Origin of the sequence: Flavobacterium jumunjinense (assembly GCF_021650975.2) — a bacterium.
Taxonomy (GTDB): Bacteria; Bacteroidota; Bacteroidia; order Flavobacteriales; family Flavobacteriaceae; genus Flavobacterium; species Flavobacterium jumunjinense.
Genome location: NZ_CP091285.1, coordinates 3,370,139 through 3,387,289, shown reverse-complemented (window position 1 = coordinate 3,387,289; position 17,151 = coordinate 3,370,139). Strand labels below are relative to the sequence as shown.

Here is a 17,151-nt window from a genome sequence, read left to right as displayed (position 1 = left end):
TTTTTTTTGGTATATTTTTAACAAAAATTAACACTCTAAAACTACTTACTAAATTTAAAATTTTATGAAAAAATTTATCTTCGCATTGTCATTGTTCGCTTCATGCGTATCTTTTTCACAAATAAAAGTGATCGAAACTACACCAGTTGTTAGATTAGGTGCAATTAATCAAAATGATATGTTTGTGCAACATGAAGGCGACAAATATACTTTTACTTATAAAAACATTGAAAAAGATGAAGAGATAACAACTCGTTCATTCAGTTTCAAAGACTTAAATAACGATTTCAACAATTTATATGATATTATATTTGAAGGTTTCTTATCGCAACCTTTACAAGATATTAAATTAGAATTACCAAATGAGTTTGTTTGGTTACATTTTTCTAAAAACTTAGACCGTGTTTATGTTCAGTTTATGTGTAAAAACAAAACAAACGAAGTAACTGGAGTTTCTAAATCGTTTACATTAGATCAAATAACAAAACTTTTCCAAAAGTAATAATTGTTATTAGTCCTTAAAATCTATTAAATAAAAAAGCTTGATTTCAATGAAATCAAGCTTTTTTATTTAACTATAGTTTGCAATTACAATCAGGAATTCGTTCCGTATCATAGACAAATTCATAAGATGATAACTGAATAATATCTGTAGTTAATTGCCATGCCAATATTTTGTTTTGGATATACTCACCATACGTTAATCTTTTATCAAAATTTAAATGAATAATAGTCATTTTTCCATCGCTCATAAAGTTTGCAAAATCTTTAATGAAATCGACTAATTCTTCTCTTGGAACATCATTTCCATCAACAGTAATAGCATTATCTTTATTAAAATTGATTGTTAAGTTATTATATGTAGCATATAAATCTGAATGTTCCTTGATAAAAAATTTAGAAAATTGATCATCATATTTATATTGCACATCTGTAAAAGGTAAAAAAGCTAAGGTTTTCTTAATACTATCTGCATAAGAATACACATTAATTGCACCTTCTTTTGTATGTGAAGATTGTTTTTTCTTAGCTTGCAATTGCTTAATTTCTGGAATAATTAAATCCAAAGAAAGTCGCTTATCAATATTAAAAACCCAATTTGTTGTACTTATCGAATTTTTAGTATTCACCTCTACCAAAGTATCATTTTCTTCGGCTCTAAAAAACATATAAACTGCAGAATGATCTGTTAGTTCTGTTGTTACAGAAGCATTTGTTTGTGGCAATTGCACATCTTCTTTCTTGCAAGAAGCAAAAAGAACAATACTAAATAATAGTAATAGTTTTTTCATAGTAAATAGTGGTTAGGTTCAATCTTACTTAAATTTAAGCAAAATATATTAGTTAAAAGTATTAAGTTGATCATTTATTTTTACACATTCCATTGCTTCTTTAACATCATGTACTCTTAAAATAGAAGCTCCTCTTTGCAAAGCTATTGTATTTAAAACTGTTGTTCCGTTTAAAGATTCTTGAGGTGTACTTTCTAATAGCTTATATATCATTGACTTTCTAGAAACACCTATCAAAAGAGGTAACTCTAAAATAGAGAAATAATCCATTTTTCGCATTACTTCATAATTGTGTTCCAAAGTCTTTGCAAATCCGAATCCTGGATCAATAATAATATCATTTAATCCAAAACGTCTTGCAGTATTAATTCGTTCAGAAAAATAAAATACCATCTCTTTTACAATATCATCATAATTAGCTAAAGATTGCATGTTTTGTGGATTTCCTTTCATGTGCATCATAACATACGGAACTTGCAATTGTGCCACAGTTTCAATCATTTTATCATCTAATAAACCTGCGGAAATATCATTAATCATTGCTGCACCATTTTCTACAGCTCTTTTAGCAACATTACTACGAAAAGTATCGATAGACAGATAAATATTAGGAAAGTGTTTTAAAATCAATTCTAAAACAGGCAATAAGCGTGACAACTCTTGTTCTTCTGTAACAAATTCGGCTCCTGGCTTAGAAGAATAAGCACCAACATCTATAAAAGTTGCTCCATCTTGAAGCATTTTTTCAACTTGATTAAGAATCTTCTTCTCATCATTAAATTTTCCTCCATCAAAAAAAGAATCTGGAGTAGTATTCAAAATCCCCATTACTTTAGGATTTTTCAAATCAATTAAATTTCCTTTACAGTTAATTAGCATTTACTATTGTATTTTATTTAAAAAATATAGCTCATTAATACCGATTTTATCGATTTTATATAAATCTTTAGTGGCAATACTTTAAACTTACTACTATATTCTTTATTTTTGAAAAAATTTACTACAAAGATACCTAAATAATGAAGAATACGTCACAACAATATGATTCGATAATAAGAATATGTCGCGATTTGTTTACTAAAAAAACAAAAGACTATGGCACAGCATGGAGAATTTTACGCTTGCCTTCATTAACCGATCAAGTTTTTATTAAAGCACAACGTATTCGAAGTCTACAAGAAAATGAAGTGCGAAAAATTGATGAAGACGAAACTTCAGAGTTTATTGGTATCATTAATTATTGTGTTATGGCACTTGTACAAATTGAAAAAGGGATTGCAACACAACCCGATTTAGATTTTGATGAAGCCGTAAAATTATATGATGAGAAAGTTCAATTAACTAAAAAGTTAATGGAAGACAAAAATCATGATTATGGTGAAGCTTGGAGAGATATGAGAGTGAGTAGTTTAACCGATTTAATATTACAAAAGTTATTACGAGTTAAACAAATTGAAGATAACAAAGGTAAAACATTAGTTTCTGAAGGAATAGATGCCAATTATCAAGATATGATTAATTATTCTGTTTTTGCGCTAATCCATTTAGGAAAATCTGAATAAATAAGCTTTAACAAGAGCTTAACAAATCATTTACAACTTAAAACTTTATAAAAAAGTATTTTTGAGAAATTAGAATAAAATATATGAAAAATATAATTACACAATTTTCACGAGCATTCGTTGGTCTATTATTTATCATTTCAGGATTAATTAAGCTGAATGATCCAATGGGATTTTCTTATAAATTAGAAGAGTACTTCAATGCAAATGTTTTAAATATGGAATTTTTAATTCCATATGCGCTAATTATTGCCTGTTTTGTAGTCATTTTTGAGGTTGTATTGGGTATAATGTTACTTATTGGTTTTAAACCTAAGTTTACCGTTTGGAGTTTATTTGCTATGATTGTTTTCTTTACTTTTTTAACAGGTTACACATATTTAACAGGTTATATACCTAAAGGAGAAAGTTTTTTTCATTTTTCAAGCTGGCAAAGTTTCAATCCAAACAATATGAAAGTAACTGATTGTGGTTGTTTTGGAGATGCATTAAAACTTACACCTTTTGAATCGTTCAATAAGGATTTAATATTATTAATATTCATTTTAATTCTATTTTTTAACCAAAAACTAATCAATCCTTTACTTGGAAAAACACCAATGAACTTAATTGTTTTTGCAGTATATTCTCTTTGTTTGTTTATGGCTTTTTATGTATTACAACATTTGCCTTTAGTCGATTTTAGAGCATATAAGGTAGGAACTGATATTAGAAAAGGAATGGAAATACCAGAAGGAGCGCAAAAAAGTGTTTATGAAATGGTATTTATCTATAAAGTTAATGGTGTTGAAACCGAAATTCCTTACGATGATGTAATGGCAAATAAGGTTCCAGAGGGTGCAGAATTTATTGATAGAAAAGACAAATTAATCACACAAGGATATGTAACACCAATTCATGATTTCGCTATAGAGAAAGATGGCTCCGATTATACAGATAGCGTTTTGGATGAACCTAAAGCTATACTATTCATAACGTACGATTTGAAAAAATCGAAGAAAAAAGGAATGAAGAAATTAGAAGAGTTGCATAAAAAAGCGCTTGAAAAAGGATATTTAGTTATTGGAATGACTGGTTCTGATACAGAAACTATAGAACAATTCAAAAGTGAATACGAACTTACATTTGATTATTATCTTTGCGACCCAACTACTTTAAAAACAATAGAAAGAGCTAATCCTAGCATAGTTGTTTTAGAAAAAGGTGTAATTACTCAAAAAGTACATTTTAACGATATTGATAAAGTTAATTTAAAATAATGAATTGGATAAAATATAGTGTATTTGCACTATTTTTCATTACCTTGGGCTGTAGCAATATTGTGAATTGCTTAATTAAAATTGAGCCAAATTTAGAGGAAGACGGTTTCAATGATGGAATTGTATCCCAAAACTATGAAGAATATATTGATGTTGACATGCTAAATGCTGGAAACAGTAATTACGCTATAAATACTTTAGAAATTACTGGAGATCTCCCTATTGGAATTGAAGCCTATTATAATGACATGAGAATTTATTTTAATGGAATTCCAACAACAATTGGCACCTATAATTTTGATGTTAAAGTAATTGTAGAATATATTGGAGATTCTGATAATGAAAATGATGATAATTTATGTGGAAACACTGTTAGCGGATCGTATACTATAAAAATATATTAGGAGAATTGTTAGAAAAATAACACAACTCTCATTTTTACATTTAATTAAGATATTTAAAAATTAGAAGATGTAATTTTGCTTATATAAAACAAGAAAAATGAAAAAGATAATAGGTTTACTAAGTGTGTTTTTGACAATGATATCTTGCACCAATGCACAACAAACAGCATTCAAACAAGAAGCATTAAGTAATGTAATGATAACCACAGAAAATGAGTCCATCACATTTCAAGAGATTCTAAAGAAATATGAAGGACAAAATATTGTTATCGATGTTTGGGCTTCTTGGTGTTCAGATTGTATTAAAGGAATGCCTAAAGTAAAAGCCTTACAAGAACAGTTTCCAGGTGTTACCTATTTATTTATTTCTATGGATAAAAATAATGAAGCATGGACAAGAGGAATTGCTAAATATGATGTTAAAGGAGAACATTACCTAACATCGGATGGAATGAAAGGTGTTTTCGGGAGTTCGATAGACTTAGATTGGATACCTAGATATATGGTAGTAGACAGAACAGGTAAAATAGCTTTATTCAAAGTGATTGAAGCAGACGATAACAAACTAATTGAAACATTAAAATCTTTAAAATAATGAGAAAACATATTGTTGCAGGAAACTGGAAAATGCATAAAACGAATAGTGAAACTTTAACATTACTTAATGAAATTTTAGCTAAGAAAAAAGAATCAAAAACTGAAATTATTGTTGCACCAACTTTTGTAAACTTGAAAGCTGCGAATGATTGTGTTAACGGGAAAGGAATCACTGTTGCGGCACAAAACATGCATCAAGCTGAAGGCGGAGCATTTACCGGTGAAATTGCTGCCAATATGCTAACTGATATTAATGTAAAAACAGTAATTCTAGGACATAGCGAAAGAAGAGCGTATTTTCATGAAACTGATGGTCAATTGGCTGACAAAGTGAATACTGCTTTAAAACACGAAATGAGAGTTATTTTTTGTTTTGGGGAAGAGCTTAAAGATCGTCAAAAAGAAAATCATTTCAATATTGTTGAATATCAACTGAGAGATGCTTTGTTTCATTTAGAGAAAAAAGATTGGGCTAATATTGTTTTAGCTTATGAACCAGTTTGGGCAATTGGAACTGGAGAAACTGCTTCACCAGAACAAGCGCAAGAAATGCATCAATTTATTAGAAACCTAATTGCTAAGGTATATGGTTCCGAAATTGCTGATAATGTGAGTATTCTATATGGTGGTAGTGTTAAACCAAATAATGCACAAGAAATTTTCTCAAAACCAGATGTAGACGGTGGATTAATTGGTGGTGCATCATTACATGCAGATGATTTTTTAGCTATTGTGAATGCTTTTTAATTAAATATAATTGCAAAAAAAATCCCATTCGAGAATGGGATTTTTTTTGCAATTATATTTAATTCTGTTGTATTATTTTTTAATCTTCTTCCTTGGTAGGAAATAATACCGATAAAATAACAGAGATTAATAATACTCCTCCAATTATTATTAACGAAATTACAGACTCTATATGATAAAATGGGGCTATAATCATCTTTACACCTATGAACGATAAAATTATTGCTAAACCATAAGGTAGTTTATTAAACAAATGAATAAAGTTATCTAATAAAAAGAATAAGGCTCTTAAACCTAGTATTGCAAAGATATTTGATGTATATAAAATAAATGGATCATTAGAAATTGCAAAAATTGCAGGAATAGAATCTACTGCAAATAATAAATCTGTAAACTCAATTACAGCAACAACGACTAATAAAGGTGTTGCTAATTTTTTTCCGTTTTCAAAAGTGAAAAATTTATCTCCGTCATACTTATCACTTACTTTAAAGAATTTTCTAATTAATTTTGCTCCTCTTGTATCGTTATAATCTTCATCATCATCTTCATCTCCCGCTGACCAAGATTTAATCCCTGCATAAACAAGAAACAAACCAAAAAGTGTCATTATTATATTTATATCATATTTAAAACCTTGTGCTCCAAAATAGGTCAAAATTTTATTCAAATAGGTCAATTCAATTAAAAATGCACCTGAAAATATAAAAATAGCTCTAAGTACTAATGCTCCAATAATCCCCCAAAATAACACTTTATGCTTATTCTGATTAGCAACATCAAAAAACTTAAAAACTAAAATAAATACAAATAAATTATCTACAGATAACGCTTTTTCAATCCAATATGCCGATTGGAATTCATAGAATTTTGTAGCTCCTGCATAATAATAGACCAATCCACTAAAAACCATGGATAAGGAAATCCAAACGAGAGACCATGTTATTGCTTCTTTGTTAGAAACTTCATGACTTTTTTTATTAAAGATACCAAGATCTAGCATCAACATAATAATAATGGCTATTGCAAATGTGAAAATTAGCCAAGGATGTTCAGAAAAAATAGGATGATTGTTCATTAATTAAATATTAAATTATTTTTTATTTATTTGCCATGGTTATAACGACTACTCTACCTCCATCTTCTTTAGAAAGTAGTAGCTTTTTGCCATCAGTTAGTTCTACCATTTGACCAATAGGGATTTCTTTATCTTCTGTTTTATCTACTAAAGTGGTTAGTTTTTGATTTACAAAAACCCATTTATCATTATGATACGTAAAATAGCCAACAGGTACTTTCTGTTCTGCTGTTAATCGTTCATTTCTAACAATATTTCTATTCACATGCCATTGAAATAAATATTGATTATTATACACCATCAATCTGTGGTTTTCTGGTTTCCAAACCGACTCTTTAAACTGATAATATAAATCTAAGACAGGTAAAGTTCCTTTGTGAGAAGTACCACAAAATGGACATTTTGGTGTATTCGTATTATCAAAAACATACCATTTTTGATCACAACTTACATTGGAACACGTTTGAATCAAATCTGTTGTTTTTAATAATGCAATTTCCCACTCTTCTGCTGTTGGCCTTTGCATTGGATTATGTAAACCATCAATAAAAGCTCTATCGAACAAAGGTTTCAAATAAGGGCCTGTTATTGTGTAAGGTATTGTGTCAATATTTGCCCAATATTGGTCCCATTTAGATACTTGATTCAATTTTGGACGGTTTGTTTTATCAATTGGATGTTCAATAAATAGTGCTTTTTCTCCCATTGACAATAGATCGTCTTTTTCGGTATCTAAATCATGTACTTTACCTCCTTTTAAAGGATGTCTGTGTAATAAATACATATAAATTAAACAAGCCAAAGCATGAAGATCAGTTAGTCTATTTGGAAACTTTCTATTAGGATCGGTCTTACTTAAGTGTTTAGTAGCTAAAACTTCAGGAGCAATAAAATCGGCAGTACCAATTACTTCCGCTGGATATAATCCTGGAACAACCAAACCATCTAAATCAATCATACAAGCCGAACCAGTTTGTGGATCAATTAAAACATTATTATAGGACAAATCGGAATGAGACAGACCCATTTGATGCATCTTTTTTACACCTCTTGATAAGTTTACACCAACTTGAAAATAGTTTAACCATTTCCCTAATTCTGAAGGATCTAAACTTAATGGAAATTGTTTATTTCTAAACTTTGCACCTGCAAACCATTTCCCATTTTTCTCTTCTCCTTTTATTAAATCTTGTGTAGCATATCCTTTAGAAAAAAAGAATTTAGAATTATATATTGGTACAATAATTCCTGTTTTTCCACTAGACTCTATAATATCTGTTGGCCATCTATAAATTTCATCTAAATAGTAATCTCCACCTTCATTATTTTTTATACGTTGTAAATAATCGGATGTGATTTTCTTTAAACGCTCTTTCTGATTAAAGTCTTGCTTTTCTTTAAAAATAGCGACAACATATTTTTTATCTGGACTAAAATATACATTTTTTGCTGTACCACTTTTTGGTTCTCCATCGTCTACATATTGATATGAAGTTCCATTTATGATTGATCTTACTGTTATTATTGGCATAGTTAACTTATATTAAAATACAATAGCTAATGTTCTATCATCATGATTCCCTGGGCTCCAAAAATCCATCCAATTAGCTAATTGATTCGTAATTTCCTCATTTGAAACATTAAACTCTACAGCTGCATTATCTTCATTCTCTCCTTTCAGATCAGCAATAAACTCTTTCCATTTTTCTAATTTTTCTAAATTAGCTTCAACTACAAACTTAGCATCATAGATTCCGTCAGTCATTAACATCAAATAAGAAAAATCATCAATAATCTTAAAACCAAATCGTGTTACAAATTTATCGCTAGTAAAAATTTCAGGCATTGTAATAAATCGTGTTCCCCCTCCAAATTCTCCAACATCTAACCAATTCATCAATTTGAATTCTGTCAAATCCTTATTTAGAATACCAATAGGGCAATCTCCAACTCCAAAAGTTAGCACAACATAGCCAAAATCATATTTCTTAAAAAGTGTAAATATTAAAGTACTATGAAAATCTTTTATATAAGTTTCATTTAGATTCGCAAATTCTTCTAATTTATTATGCACCCATTTTGCACAACCTCCAAGGTTATTGTAGATGAATTTACCTATTTTACTTTTTGTAGTTTCAGTTTTTATATCTGCTAAATTTTCAACCTCATTGTCCTCGTTTTCTTTAGCTTCACTTTCTAATACAACTTTATTATTTTCTTTATTTAAGTCTGAAACTAAAGTATCAAATTGTAATGATAACTCATTAGTTAGTTTATTTTCAAAATAATGAATCACTTCTTTACAAGCAATTTCAGAGCCTTTTCTAGAAAACTTAGCACTTCCTGCTCCATCTGAAACACTAACAATACTCCAACCTGTTTCTTCAAGGTGTTTAAAGGAATAATCATCATCTCGAAAAGAACCTACATTAGCGTGTGATCGACCTCTTCGTGAAGCTACCACTATATTTTTATCTCCAATAGATTGAAATTCAGAAACATTATCGGCTTTCCAAAAAGGGTCTTCTTGGTTACTTTCAATATCTTTCCAGAGGGATTTCGGATCAGCGTTAATGATTAAATTAAATGTCTTTTCATTTAAAATTGAATCTTCTTCTTCTCCTGATATTCTAAAGTTTAATTTTACTTTAAAATCACCATTTTTTATTGGTGTTCCATTAATGATCTCACTTTCATTATCGTATTTTAAACCATATTCTTCAAGACCTATAAAATCAGAATAGATAATATCATCTAGTCCTAATTTTATAAAATCTAATTTTGTTTCATATTTTTTTCCAACTGTACCATTAGGAATTTGTATTTGTTGTTCAATAATATCTCTTATTCTTGTATCCAATTTCCAATTCTTCATAATAGTATTTTGAAGTTCAAGTATGGTTTTTATTTTTGTTCTATTCTCTTCATTTTCAATGAAATTTTGAAACATTTTTTCTCTTTTAGAAGGAATTTCAATTCCATGTGCGGAAAATAACTTTTCAAAATAAGCTTTTACATTTGGCATATTATCCTAATGTTCTATTTATATCAAATCCTCCATCTCCTGAACCGTAACGACCTTGATTACCACAATGCGGACAAGTACTAATCTCTTCATCACCTATGCAATGAATTTTTCCACACGCACACATCGCTAAACCAAATTGATTTCCACATGATGGGCATGCTGGTGCACCAATTAATTCGTCACTATTAATCTTATTATTAACTTGATTTTCATCTGAAAGTTCATAATAGGTGTTATCAACCTGAAAACCTCCAATTAATCGATATGCTTTTGTTTGTAGACCTGCAAAACCAGAAGGTTGAATGAATTTTCTATATTTCATTAAATAAGGTCGCTTTGTGTTTTGACATTTAGCAGCTAAAACAACATAATTCGGATCTATATATAGATTAGACGGTGCTTGTTTTGTGAGATCAATTTTTGTAATTGTTTCACCATCAATCGAAGCTAATTCAAAACCAGATGTATTATTTTCAACACTTATACTACTTGTCTTTATTGAATCTGTAATCCATTTAAAGAATTTCTTATAATCTTCTTCTGTAGAGTTTTTAAAATGAATTACATTTTCTGTCAATTCACTTAAAATAGTTGTATCTGTTTCATCTCCAAATGAAATAGCTACCATATTCGCTGTTCTAGACCAATTTTGTTTCCATTCGGAAATTGCGCTTTTAGAATCGTCTGTTGGGACACCATCTGTAAATAAAAACACAATAGGCTTCCAATCTCCTTTTTGATCAAAAGTTGTTTTAATTGTGTTTTTCCTTAATTCATACATTAAATGACCTAAACCATTACTTAATGACGTTCCTCCACCAATAGGAAACTTAGGAGGATAGAAACTCACTATTTCTTGTAGTGGCACTAATGTTTTTGCTTGACCTGCAAACACAATGATAGATACCCATACCGTTTCAATTGCATAAGGATCTTGTTTGATTGCTTTTATTATAGTTGCCATTCCTTCTTCAACAAGTTGAATTTGATCACCAACCATTGATTCTGATACATCTATTAAAAAATATATAGGAAGCCTTCTCATGATATTAAAACGAATTTATAATTAATAGTATAAGTAACAATAAAAGAATTTGCGTCATGTCTACAAATAATCCTTGTCCAACCTTAAAGGGCTGCATAAATGTTTTGAAAAAACTAAGTATCGGAGAAAATATAGAATTGAAAAAATTAAAAATTTTACTGTATCGTATATCTAATTTGTCTTTGTATGGTAATAGTTTAGAGTATAAAAATAATCCAACTATAAGTAGGTATAAAAATATTTTTAATAGGTAGAACATTTTTTTAAATTAGATTACTAATGTTATTTCGCTTGGTGGTGGTGGTAATGCAATATTTTCACCAGTTCCCTGACTTTTGTTTCCTTGTTCAATTGTTTCAGAAACCCATTTAAAGAATTGTTTCAACGTTGAACTGTCAGCATTATCTAAATGCACCACATCATCTGTAAGAACTTTCAGTTTAGAGTCATCTGCTAAATTTCCAGCTGCGCAAGCTACAATCGTACCAAAATTCAAACTTTTAACTTTTGGTGCAATTTCATTATACAACTGAATATCTGAAGGTTTACCATCTGTAAATAAAAACAATAATGGTTTCCAATCTCCTTTTTGAGTTTCTGTACTTTTAATGATGTCTGATTGCACTTTATTATATAACATTTCTAATGCCTTACCTGTATGTGTTGGACCACTTTGTGGACAAGTAATTTCTGGCAATTGAAACATTGCAAGTTCAGTTAACGGACAAATTTCTCTTACTTCTCTATCAAAAGTTATTATACTTATCCATAAAGAATCTAACGCTTGAGCATCTTGACGAAGCGTATTAATCATACCACTAAGAGCATTATTTAAAGCTTGAATAGGTTCTCCATACATTGAACCTGATGTGTCTAATAAAAAATAAACGGGTAATCTTCTCATGACTATTTAATTTCTAAAGCTAAATTCAAATACTGATTCTCAATAAATTTTATATAGCAAAGGTTAAAAATTCTCTTCATCTTAAATTGTTTTATATAAGATGAAGAGAAGAAGTATTTAAACTACAATATTTAATTCATCTGGCGGCGGTGGTAATTCATTTAAACCAGTAACTTCTTTACCACTATCTTCCACTCTAGTTGAAGAAACTCCAATTGATGCAGTTACCCATAAGAAAAACTTACTAATACTTGCGCTATCCGCAGTATCTAGACTCACTACATTTTCTGTAATCTGCTTTAAGATATTAGTATCTGCTCCGCTACCTGCTGCACAAGCAACAGTAAAAGCTGTTTTTCTTTGTTTAAACTCATTAAGTCCAGCTTGCCAGTTATCTGTAGGAATACCATCTGTCATTATAAAAACTAATGGTTTCCAGTCTCCTTTTTGTTCAGTTGTGGTTTTTGCTACTTCATTATCTATTTTATTTGAAACTAATTTTAAAGCATCTCCTAACGCTGTTACACCTGTTGCTTTAAGATCTACCATTTGAAAAGATGCTAAATCTGTTAAAGGTATTACTTGTTGAGCTGTTGTATCGAATGTGATTACACTTATAAAAGCAGTTTCAATAGCTTGAGGATTTTGTCTTAACGAACTAATCATAACTTGAACACCATTTTTTACTGCTTCAATAGGCTCTCCACTCATTGAACCAGATGTATCTAAAAGCAAATATACTGGAAGTCTTCTCATAATTTTATCTTGGAATATTGTAGGTTTGATTACCTGAATTGTTTTGGTTATTTTGAGTATTCATATTATTTATACCATAAGAAGAAGTATCCGCTTCTGGATCATTTTGAATTAAATCGCTCAAAACTAATTGTGTAACATCCTTTCCTCCACCAATGTGTTTGAAAAGAGCACCAAAAGTATAAATTGGTCCCCATGGAATGCCCCACCAACCGAATAATAAATTTACTCCAACGTGTCCGTAGGAATATTTTATTGACTTTTCACCTGGTAAAACGAAATAAATACTAGAGTTTCTTCTAAATGTCATGACTAAAATAGAAACGGTATAAGGAAAAATAACAAATCTTCCACCTTGTCCTACTAGTTGTTTAATTTGAGAAACTTTTAATCCTTCTATATTCTTAATTTGCATAATTAATTATAGGTAAGATTTTATAATTCTATGAATAGTTTGTCCTAAGAATGAATCTTCTGTTGGGTCACCAATTGCGCTAAATTTCCATTCACCATTTCTTTTGTATAATTTACCCATGATGATTGATTTTTTGCCTGCATATTGTGCTTCTGCTGAAACATTATAATCTGCAAAAACCGATTGAACTCTTGTTGGAGTTCCTTCATACATTCTAATTTTCGCATAAGGGATTTGTGCAAAATCTTCATTTCCTGCATTATTCAAGAAAAAGAAAATTTGATTAACATTAGCATTTATTTTAGATAAATCTACTGTGATGATTTCATTATCTAAACCATCATCACCGCCTTTATCTCCTTCTAAATCATCACCAGTGTGCTTCATTGCACCATCAGAAGTCAATAATTTACCTTTAGGTAAACCAAATTGTTGAAGTACTTCTACTCTATATAATGGTGAGTATAAATGATCACTAACATTACCTTGATCATCTACAAGTATGCAACTTAAATCTAAATCTATATCTATAACCGATTTTGAAAGTCCAAACATTGTTTTCTTTTCAATTGCTCCCCAGTTTACCCCTACACAAAAATTTGTTAATGTTTCTCCAGAAGATTTTCTTAAATCTATCTTTTGTCCTTTTGTTAAATTAATTGCCATTTTTTATAGTCTTTTTTAGTTATACTTATTTAAATAATCTTCCAATCCACCTTTCATTCCTACTCCAATCGCCTCAAATTTCCATTCGTTATTACGTTTGTAAATACGACCAAACTCTACTGCTGTTTCAATTGAAAAATCTTCATCTAATTCATATTTAAGAATTTCTTCATTTGAATTTGAATTAAAAATTCTAATAAAAGAATTTCTAACTTGTCCAAAATTTTGTTTTCTTTCTTCAGCATCGTGGATAGTAACAACAACACAAATTTCTGCAACATTATCTGCGATTTTAGATAAGTCAACTAAAACTTGTTCATCATCACCATCTCCATCTCCTGTTAAATTGTCACCTGTATGCTCTACAGATCCGTCTGGTGTTTTTAGATTATTATAAAAAATAAAGTGAGCATCTGATATTATTTTTTTGTTCTCTCCTAGAACAAATATAGAAGCGTCTAAATCGAATCCTGAACCTGTTGATGATTCATTAGTATCCCACCCCAAACCTATTGTGAACTTTGGAGCGTTTATATTCTCGCGTTGTCCTTTTTGTAAATTAATTGCCATAGTTAGTTTATATTAATACTTTTTAAATTTTCTTTATATTCTAATATTTGATGATAGTTATTACTGATTGCTAAATAAAAAAGCTCTTTACTCCTTTGTTGAGAAATGTTTTCTATAAGATGATTAAATTCTGTAAAATTTAGGTTTAAAATAAACTTAACGATTCTTGTGTTAAATTGAAAAGTTTCTCTATTTATAACTTCAATTATTTCCTTTATCCCTTTTACGGCAAAATAATTGTAATAATTTTCTATTCTTGGATGAATATTCTTGTTTATTAGTTCAGCAAAATAAACAAAAATAAACTCTCCTGAAACACCATATTGATTCAATATCTTGTTAACAGTGTGTTCGTGACTTCCTGTAATTTTAATATCGTCTACAAAAATGCAAAATTTATCTTTAATAAAATCTTTATCAATATAATAAGTATCATTAGAAATTAATTTAACTCGTTCTTCAAAATCTAAATTTCCGTAATCTGTGACATAGGTTTGATTTCGATAAATTTTAGATTCTAAACATGACTTTTTGTTATTATTAAAAAGAAATACGTTAATTTTTTCTTTAAAATAATAGCATAAAAAGTTTGATGCCGTTGGAATTGATAAATAGGGACTAGGAAGAATTATTATTTCTTCTTGATTTAATAATGTTTCACCATACTCTACTATGAAATTAGAGAACAATTCTTCTGCAAATTTTTTCGCAAAATACTTGTCTCCAAATTTAAACCAACTATACTCTTCTGGTTTAAATGGACAATCTTCTTCGTCAAGAATTTTATGTAAACTGTAACTTTTATTCAATTTTTTTATTGTATTAAATGTGCATCAAATCCAAAACTCTTAGCTCCATTAAAATCGGCAACACTATTATCACCAACATGTAATATTTTAGATTTATCTGTCTTTTTATTTTTATTTACTTGTTGATAAACCAAATCGAAAATACTATTATTTGGTTTAGAAAATTCACATTCATCTGAATAAATTTGAAATAAAAAGTATTTATCTATTTCATAATGATTTAATATTTTTCGTAAAGTAGTTCCTTTAATAAAGGCTGTATTACTTAAAATATTCATTGTTGTTCCATTATTTTTAATTTCCTCAAAAAGCTCTTTTATATTTTCAAATAACAATTGTGGTTTATACTCTAGAAATAATTCTTCAGTTTTTAGATAAAAATCTGTTAAAACATTAGTATCAATAACTTCTATATTTACGTCTAAAGAACTTAATATTAAATAATAAATTTCAAACGTATCAATATTTAAACCTGTCTTTTCATTAATTTTATTACATAGCAAGTCGAAGTATCTTATTTTTTGAGATACTTCGACTATTGAACTTTCAATATTAAAGAAATCTTTGAATAATTGATTCCTTTTACTTTTAAATTCTGGATTTGATTTGATTATTGTTAACCATAAATCGAAAGAAATATGGTCGTATTTTTTATATTTTAAATTCAAGTAAATTCTTTTAAAATGTCAACAAAATTATCTGTACTTCTTGGTTCTCCAATTGCTTTAAATTTCCATTCGCTACCTTCTCTATAAGCCTCAGAAAATATCATGGCTCTTGTTCCGTTTAGACTACTATTTCCTGAAAGATTAAATTTTGCAATTTCTTTTCCTTTAGCATCAACTGCCCTAATATATGCATTTTCAAGTAATCCGAAATGTTGTTCTCTTCTTTTTCCTTGATAAATAGTTACTATAAAAACTATTTTTTCATACTTTTTATCTAAAGCATCTAATTTAACAATAATTTGTTCATCATCTCCATCACCTGCTCCTGTTCTATTATCTCCAGTTAGCCAAATATTTCCCGAAGGATGTTTCATAGAATTAAAAAAAATAATATCACTTTCGAAAAGGCTTACTTCTCCACCATTGGTATTTCTTACTGTTCTTCCTAAATCGGCTACTTTTCCGTTAGAATCTAGTAGAAATGCCAAAGCATCTAAATCATATTCAGGTTCATCATTGCCTCCAAATAGTTTACTAAAAAAACCAGTATCTTTTTTTCTAACATCCCAACCTAAACCTATAGTTACGAGAGAGAGATCAAAAGATTCTCCTTTATCATTTTTTCTTAAGTCAATTGTTTGACCTTTTTGCAAGTTAATAGCCATGAAATTATTTAATTATTTGGCCGGAAAAATATTTCTCTAAGAAAAAACCTAAATCTGCTTTATAACCAATTCCAGAAGCTTCAAATTTCCACTCTCCATTTCTTTTATATAGTCTTCCAAATTCAACTCCTGTTTCAATTGAGAAGTCTTCGTCTAACTCATATTTTGCAATTTCTTCATTAGTAGAATTGTCGACAATACGAATATATGAATTTCTTACTTGACCAAAATTTTGTTTCCTTCTTTCAAAGTCTTCAATAGTAACAACAAATAGAATTTCATTAACTTTTTCATTAACCAATGTTAAATCTATTTTAATTGCTTCATCATCATCTCCATCACTATTACCTCCAGTTGGATCGTCACCTGTGTGCTCTAAAGAACCATCTGGTGATTTTAAATTATTGTAGAATATAAAATACTCTTCTCCTAATAGCTTTCGATTTTCGTCAATCATTATTGCAGAAGCATCTAAATCGAAATCATTTCCAGTTCCTTCATTTGGATCCCAGCCTAATCCAACTGTAATTTTTGATAATCCAATATCAATTTTTTGTCCTTTTTGTAAATTAATTGCCATAGATGTAAATTTAATAAATACAATAATAATAATATTATTACGTAATTAGAAATAAAAACAAAAAATTAACTTAAAAATAGCCTAAATTTCAGAATACTAATCTAAA

At 29.0% G+C, this 17,151-nt stretch carries 21 protein-coding genes; 6 read left to right on the top strand and 15 right to left on the bottom strand.

The genetic code is table 11. The features are described 5' to 3' along the window. The first annotated feature begins 64 nt into the window (after positions 1–64). Positions 65–502: a hypothetical protein gene (locus L2Z92_RS15325; protein WP_236455226.1), complete on the top strand. Its 438-nt coding sequence runs from the start codon at positions 65–67 to the stop codon at positions 500–502. Positions 503–575: 73 nt separating this feature from the next. On the opposite strand, the gene L2Z92_RS15320 is transcribed toward L2Z92_RS15325, so the two are convergent. Continuing rightward, on the bottom strand, positions 576–1,292 hold the full coding sequence (locus L2Z92_RS15320; RefSeq protein WP_236455224.1) for an ExbD/TolR family protein: 717 nt from the start codon (positions 1,290–1,292) through the stop codon (positions 576–578). Between the two features lie 48 nt (positions 1,293–1,340). Continuing rightward, complete coding sequence (gene folP, locus L2Z92_RS15315) at positions 1,341–2,171, bottom strand: dihydropteroate synthase (RefSeq protein WP_236455222.1); 831 nt, start codon at positions 2,169–2,171, stop codon at positions 1,341–1,343. 140 nt (positions 2,172–2,311) lie between these two features. Here folP and L2Z92_RS15310 point away from each other — a divergent pair, with 140 nt between their 5' ends. The 5 genes from L2Z92_RS15310 (at position 2,312) to tpiA (ending at position 5,861) form a co-directional block, all read left to right on the top strand. After that, on the top strand, positions 2,312–2,854 hold the full coding sequence (locus L2Z92_RS15310; protein ID WP_236455220.1) for a DUF1599 domain-containing protein: 543 nt from the start codon (positions 2,312–2,314) through the stop codon (positions 2,852–2,854). A gap of 83 nt (positions 2,855–2,937) precedes the next feature. Continuing rightward, the gene (locus L2Z92_RS15305; protein WP_236455218.1) at positions 2,938–4,113 is read left to right on the top strand and encodes a BT_3928 family protein; all 1,176 of its coding nucleotides are present in this window, start codon (positions 2,938–2,940) and stop codon (positions 4,111–4,113) included. Continuing rightward, positions 4,113–4,517, top strand: coding sequence for a hypothetical protein (locus tag L2Z92_RS15300; protein WP_236455216.1), 405 nt, complete (start codon positions 4,113–4,115; stop codon positions 4,515–4,517). The genes L2Z92_RS15305 and L2Z92_RS15300 overlap by 1 nt, the downstream gene beginning before the upstream one ends. Positions 4,518–4,614: 97 nt before the next feature. Then, a complete protein-coding gene (locus L2Z92_RS15295; protein ID WP_236455214.1) occupies positions 4,615–5,112 on the top strand; it encodes a TlpA family protein disulfide reductase in 498 nt (165 codons plus the stop codon). Then, positions 5,112–5,861 (top strand): triose-phosphate isomerase, encoded by a 750-nt coding sequence (tpiA, locus tag L2Z92_RS15290; RefSeq protein ID WP_236455212.1) that lies wholly within the window; start codon positions 5,112–5,114, stop codon positions 5,859–5,861. Before L2Z92_RS15295 ends, tpiA begins: the two co-directional genes overlap by 1 nt. Positions 5,862–5,940: 79 nt before the next feature. Here the strand turns inward: tpiA and L2Z92_RS15285 are convergent, their stop codons facing one another. The 13 genes from L2Z92_RS15285 to L2Z92_RS15220 form a co-directional block, all read right to left on the bottom strand. After that, positions 5,941–6,939, bottom strand: coding sequence for a TerC/Alx family metal homeostasis membrane protein (locus tag L2Z92_RS15285; protein ID WP_236455210.1), 999 nt, complete (start codon positions 6,937–6,939; stop codon positions 5,941–5,943). A gap of 22 nt (positions 6,940–6,961) precedes the next feature. Further along, on the bottom strand, positions 6,962–8,470 hold the full coding sequence (locus L2Z92_RS15280; RefSeq protein ID WP_236455200.1) for a helix-hairpin-helix domain-containing protein: 1,509 nt from the start codon (positions 8,468–8,470) through the stop codon (positions 6,962–6,964). 12 nt (positions 8,471–8,482) lie between these two features. Then, on the bottom strand, positions 8,483–9,964 hold the full coding sequence (locus tag L2Z92_RS15275) for a PP2C family serine/threonine-protein phosphatase (RefSeq protein ID WP_236455198.1): 1,482 nt from the start codon (positions 9,962–9,964) through the stop codon (positions 8,483–8,485). Position 9,965: 1 nt separating this feature from the next. Beyond that, the gene (locus L2Z92_RS15270) at positions 9,966–11,012 is read right to left on the bottom strand and encodes a TerY-C metal binding domain-containing protein (protein WP_236455196.1); all 1,047 of its coding nucleotides are present in this window, start codon (positions 11,010–11,012) and stop codon (positions 9,966–9,968) included. Positions 11,013–11,280: 268 nt separating this feature from the next. Further along, on the bottom strand, positions 11,281–11,916 hold the full coding sequence (locus L2Z92_RS15260) for a vWA domain-containing protein (protein WP_236455190.1): 636 nt from the start codon (positions 11,914–11,916) through the stop codon (positions 11,281–11,283). A 117-nt stretch (positions 11,917–12,033) separates the two neighbouring features. Further along, entirely contained in the window at positions 12,034–12,672 is a 639-nt protein-coding gene (locus L2Z92_RS15255) for a vWA domain-containing protein (RefSeq protein ID WP_236455189.1), read from the bottom strand. 4 nt (positions 12,673–12,676) lie between these two features. After that, positions 12,677–13,087: a hypothetical protein gene (locus tag L2Z92_RS15250; protein ID WP_236455188.1), complete on the bottom strand. Its 411-nt coding sequence runs from the start codon at positions 13,085–13,087 to the stop codon at positions 12,677–12,679. A 6-nt stretch (positions 13,088–13,093) separates the two neighbouring features. Then, a complete protein-coding gene (locus L2Z92_RS15245) occupies positions 13,094–13,753 on the bottom strand; it encodes a TerD family protein (protein ID WP_236455186.1) in 660 nt (219 codons plus the stop codon). 15 nt (positions 13,754–13,768) lie between these two features. Further along, a complete protein-coding gene (locus L2Z92_RS15240) occupies positions 13,769–14,323 on the bottom strand; it encodes a TerD family protein (protein WP_236455185.1) in 555 nt (184 codons plus the stop codon). Positions 14,324–14,325: 2 nt separating this feature from the next. Next, the gene (locus L2Z92_RS15235; RefSeq protein WP_236455182.1) at positions 14,326–15,132 is read right to left on the bottom strand and encodes a phosphoribosyltransferase family protein; all 807 of its coding nucleotides are present in this window, start codon (positions 15,130–15,132) and stop codon (positions 14,326–14,328) included. Positions 15,133–15,137: 5 nt separating this feature from the next. Beyond that, the gene (locus tag L2Z92_RS15230; protein WP_236455181.1) at positions 15,138–15,800 is read right to left on the bottom strand and encodes an HAD family hydrolase; all 663 of its coding nucleotides are present in this window, start codon (positions 15,798–15,800) and stop codon (positions 15,138–15,140) included. Beyond that, entirely contained in the window at positions 15,797–16,465 is a 669-nt protein-coding gene (locus tag L2Z92_RS15225) for a TerD family protein (RefSeq protein ID WP_236455180.1), read from the bottom strand. Before L2Z92_RS15225 ends, L2Z92_RS15230 begins: the two co-directional genes overlap by 4 nt. A gap of 4 nt (positions 16,466–16,469) precedes the next feature. Beyond that, positions 16,470–17,045, bottom strand: a complete 576-nt coding sequence (locus L2Z92_RS15220; protein ID WP_236455179.1) for a TerD family protein — start codon at positions 17,043–17,045, stop codon at positions 16,470–16,472. Positions 17,046–17,151: the final 106 nt, after the last annotated feature.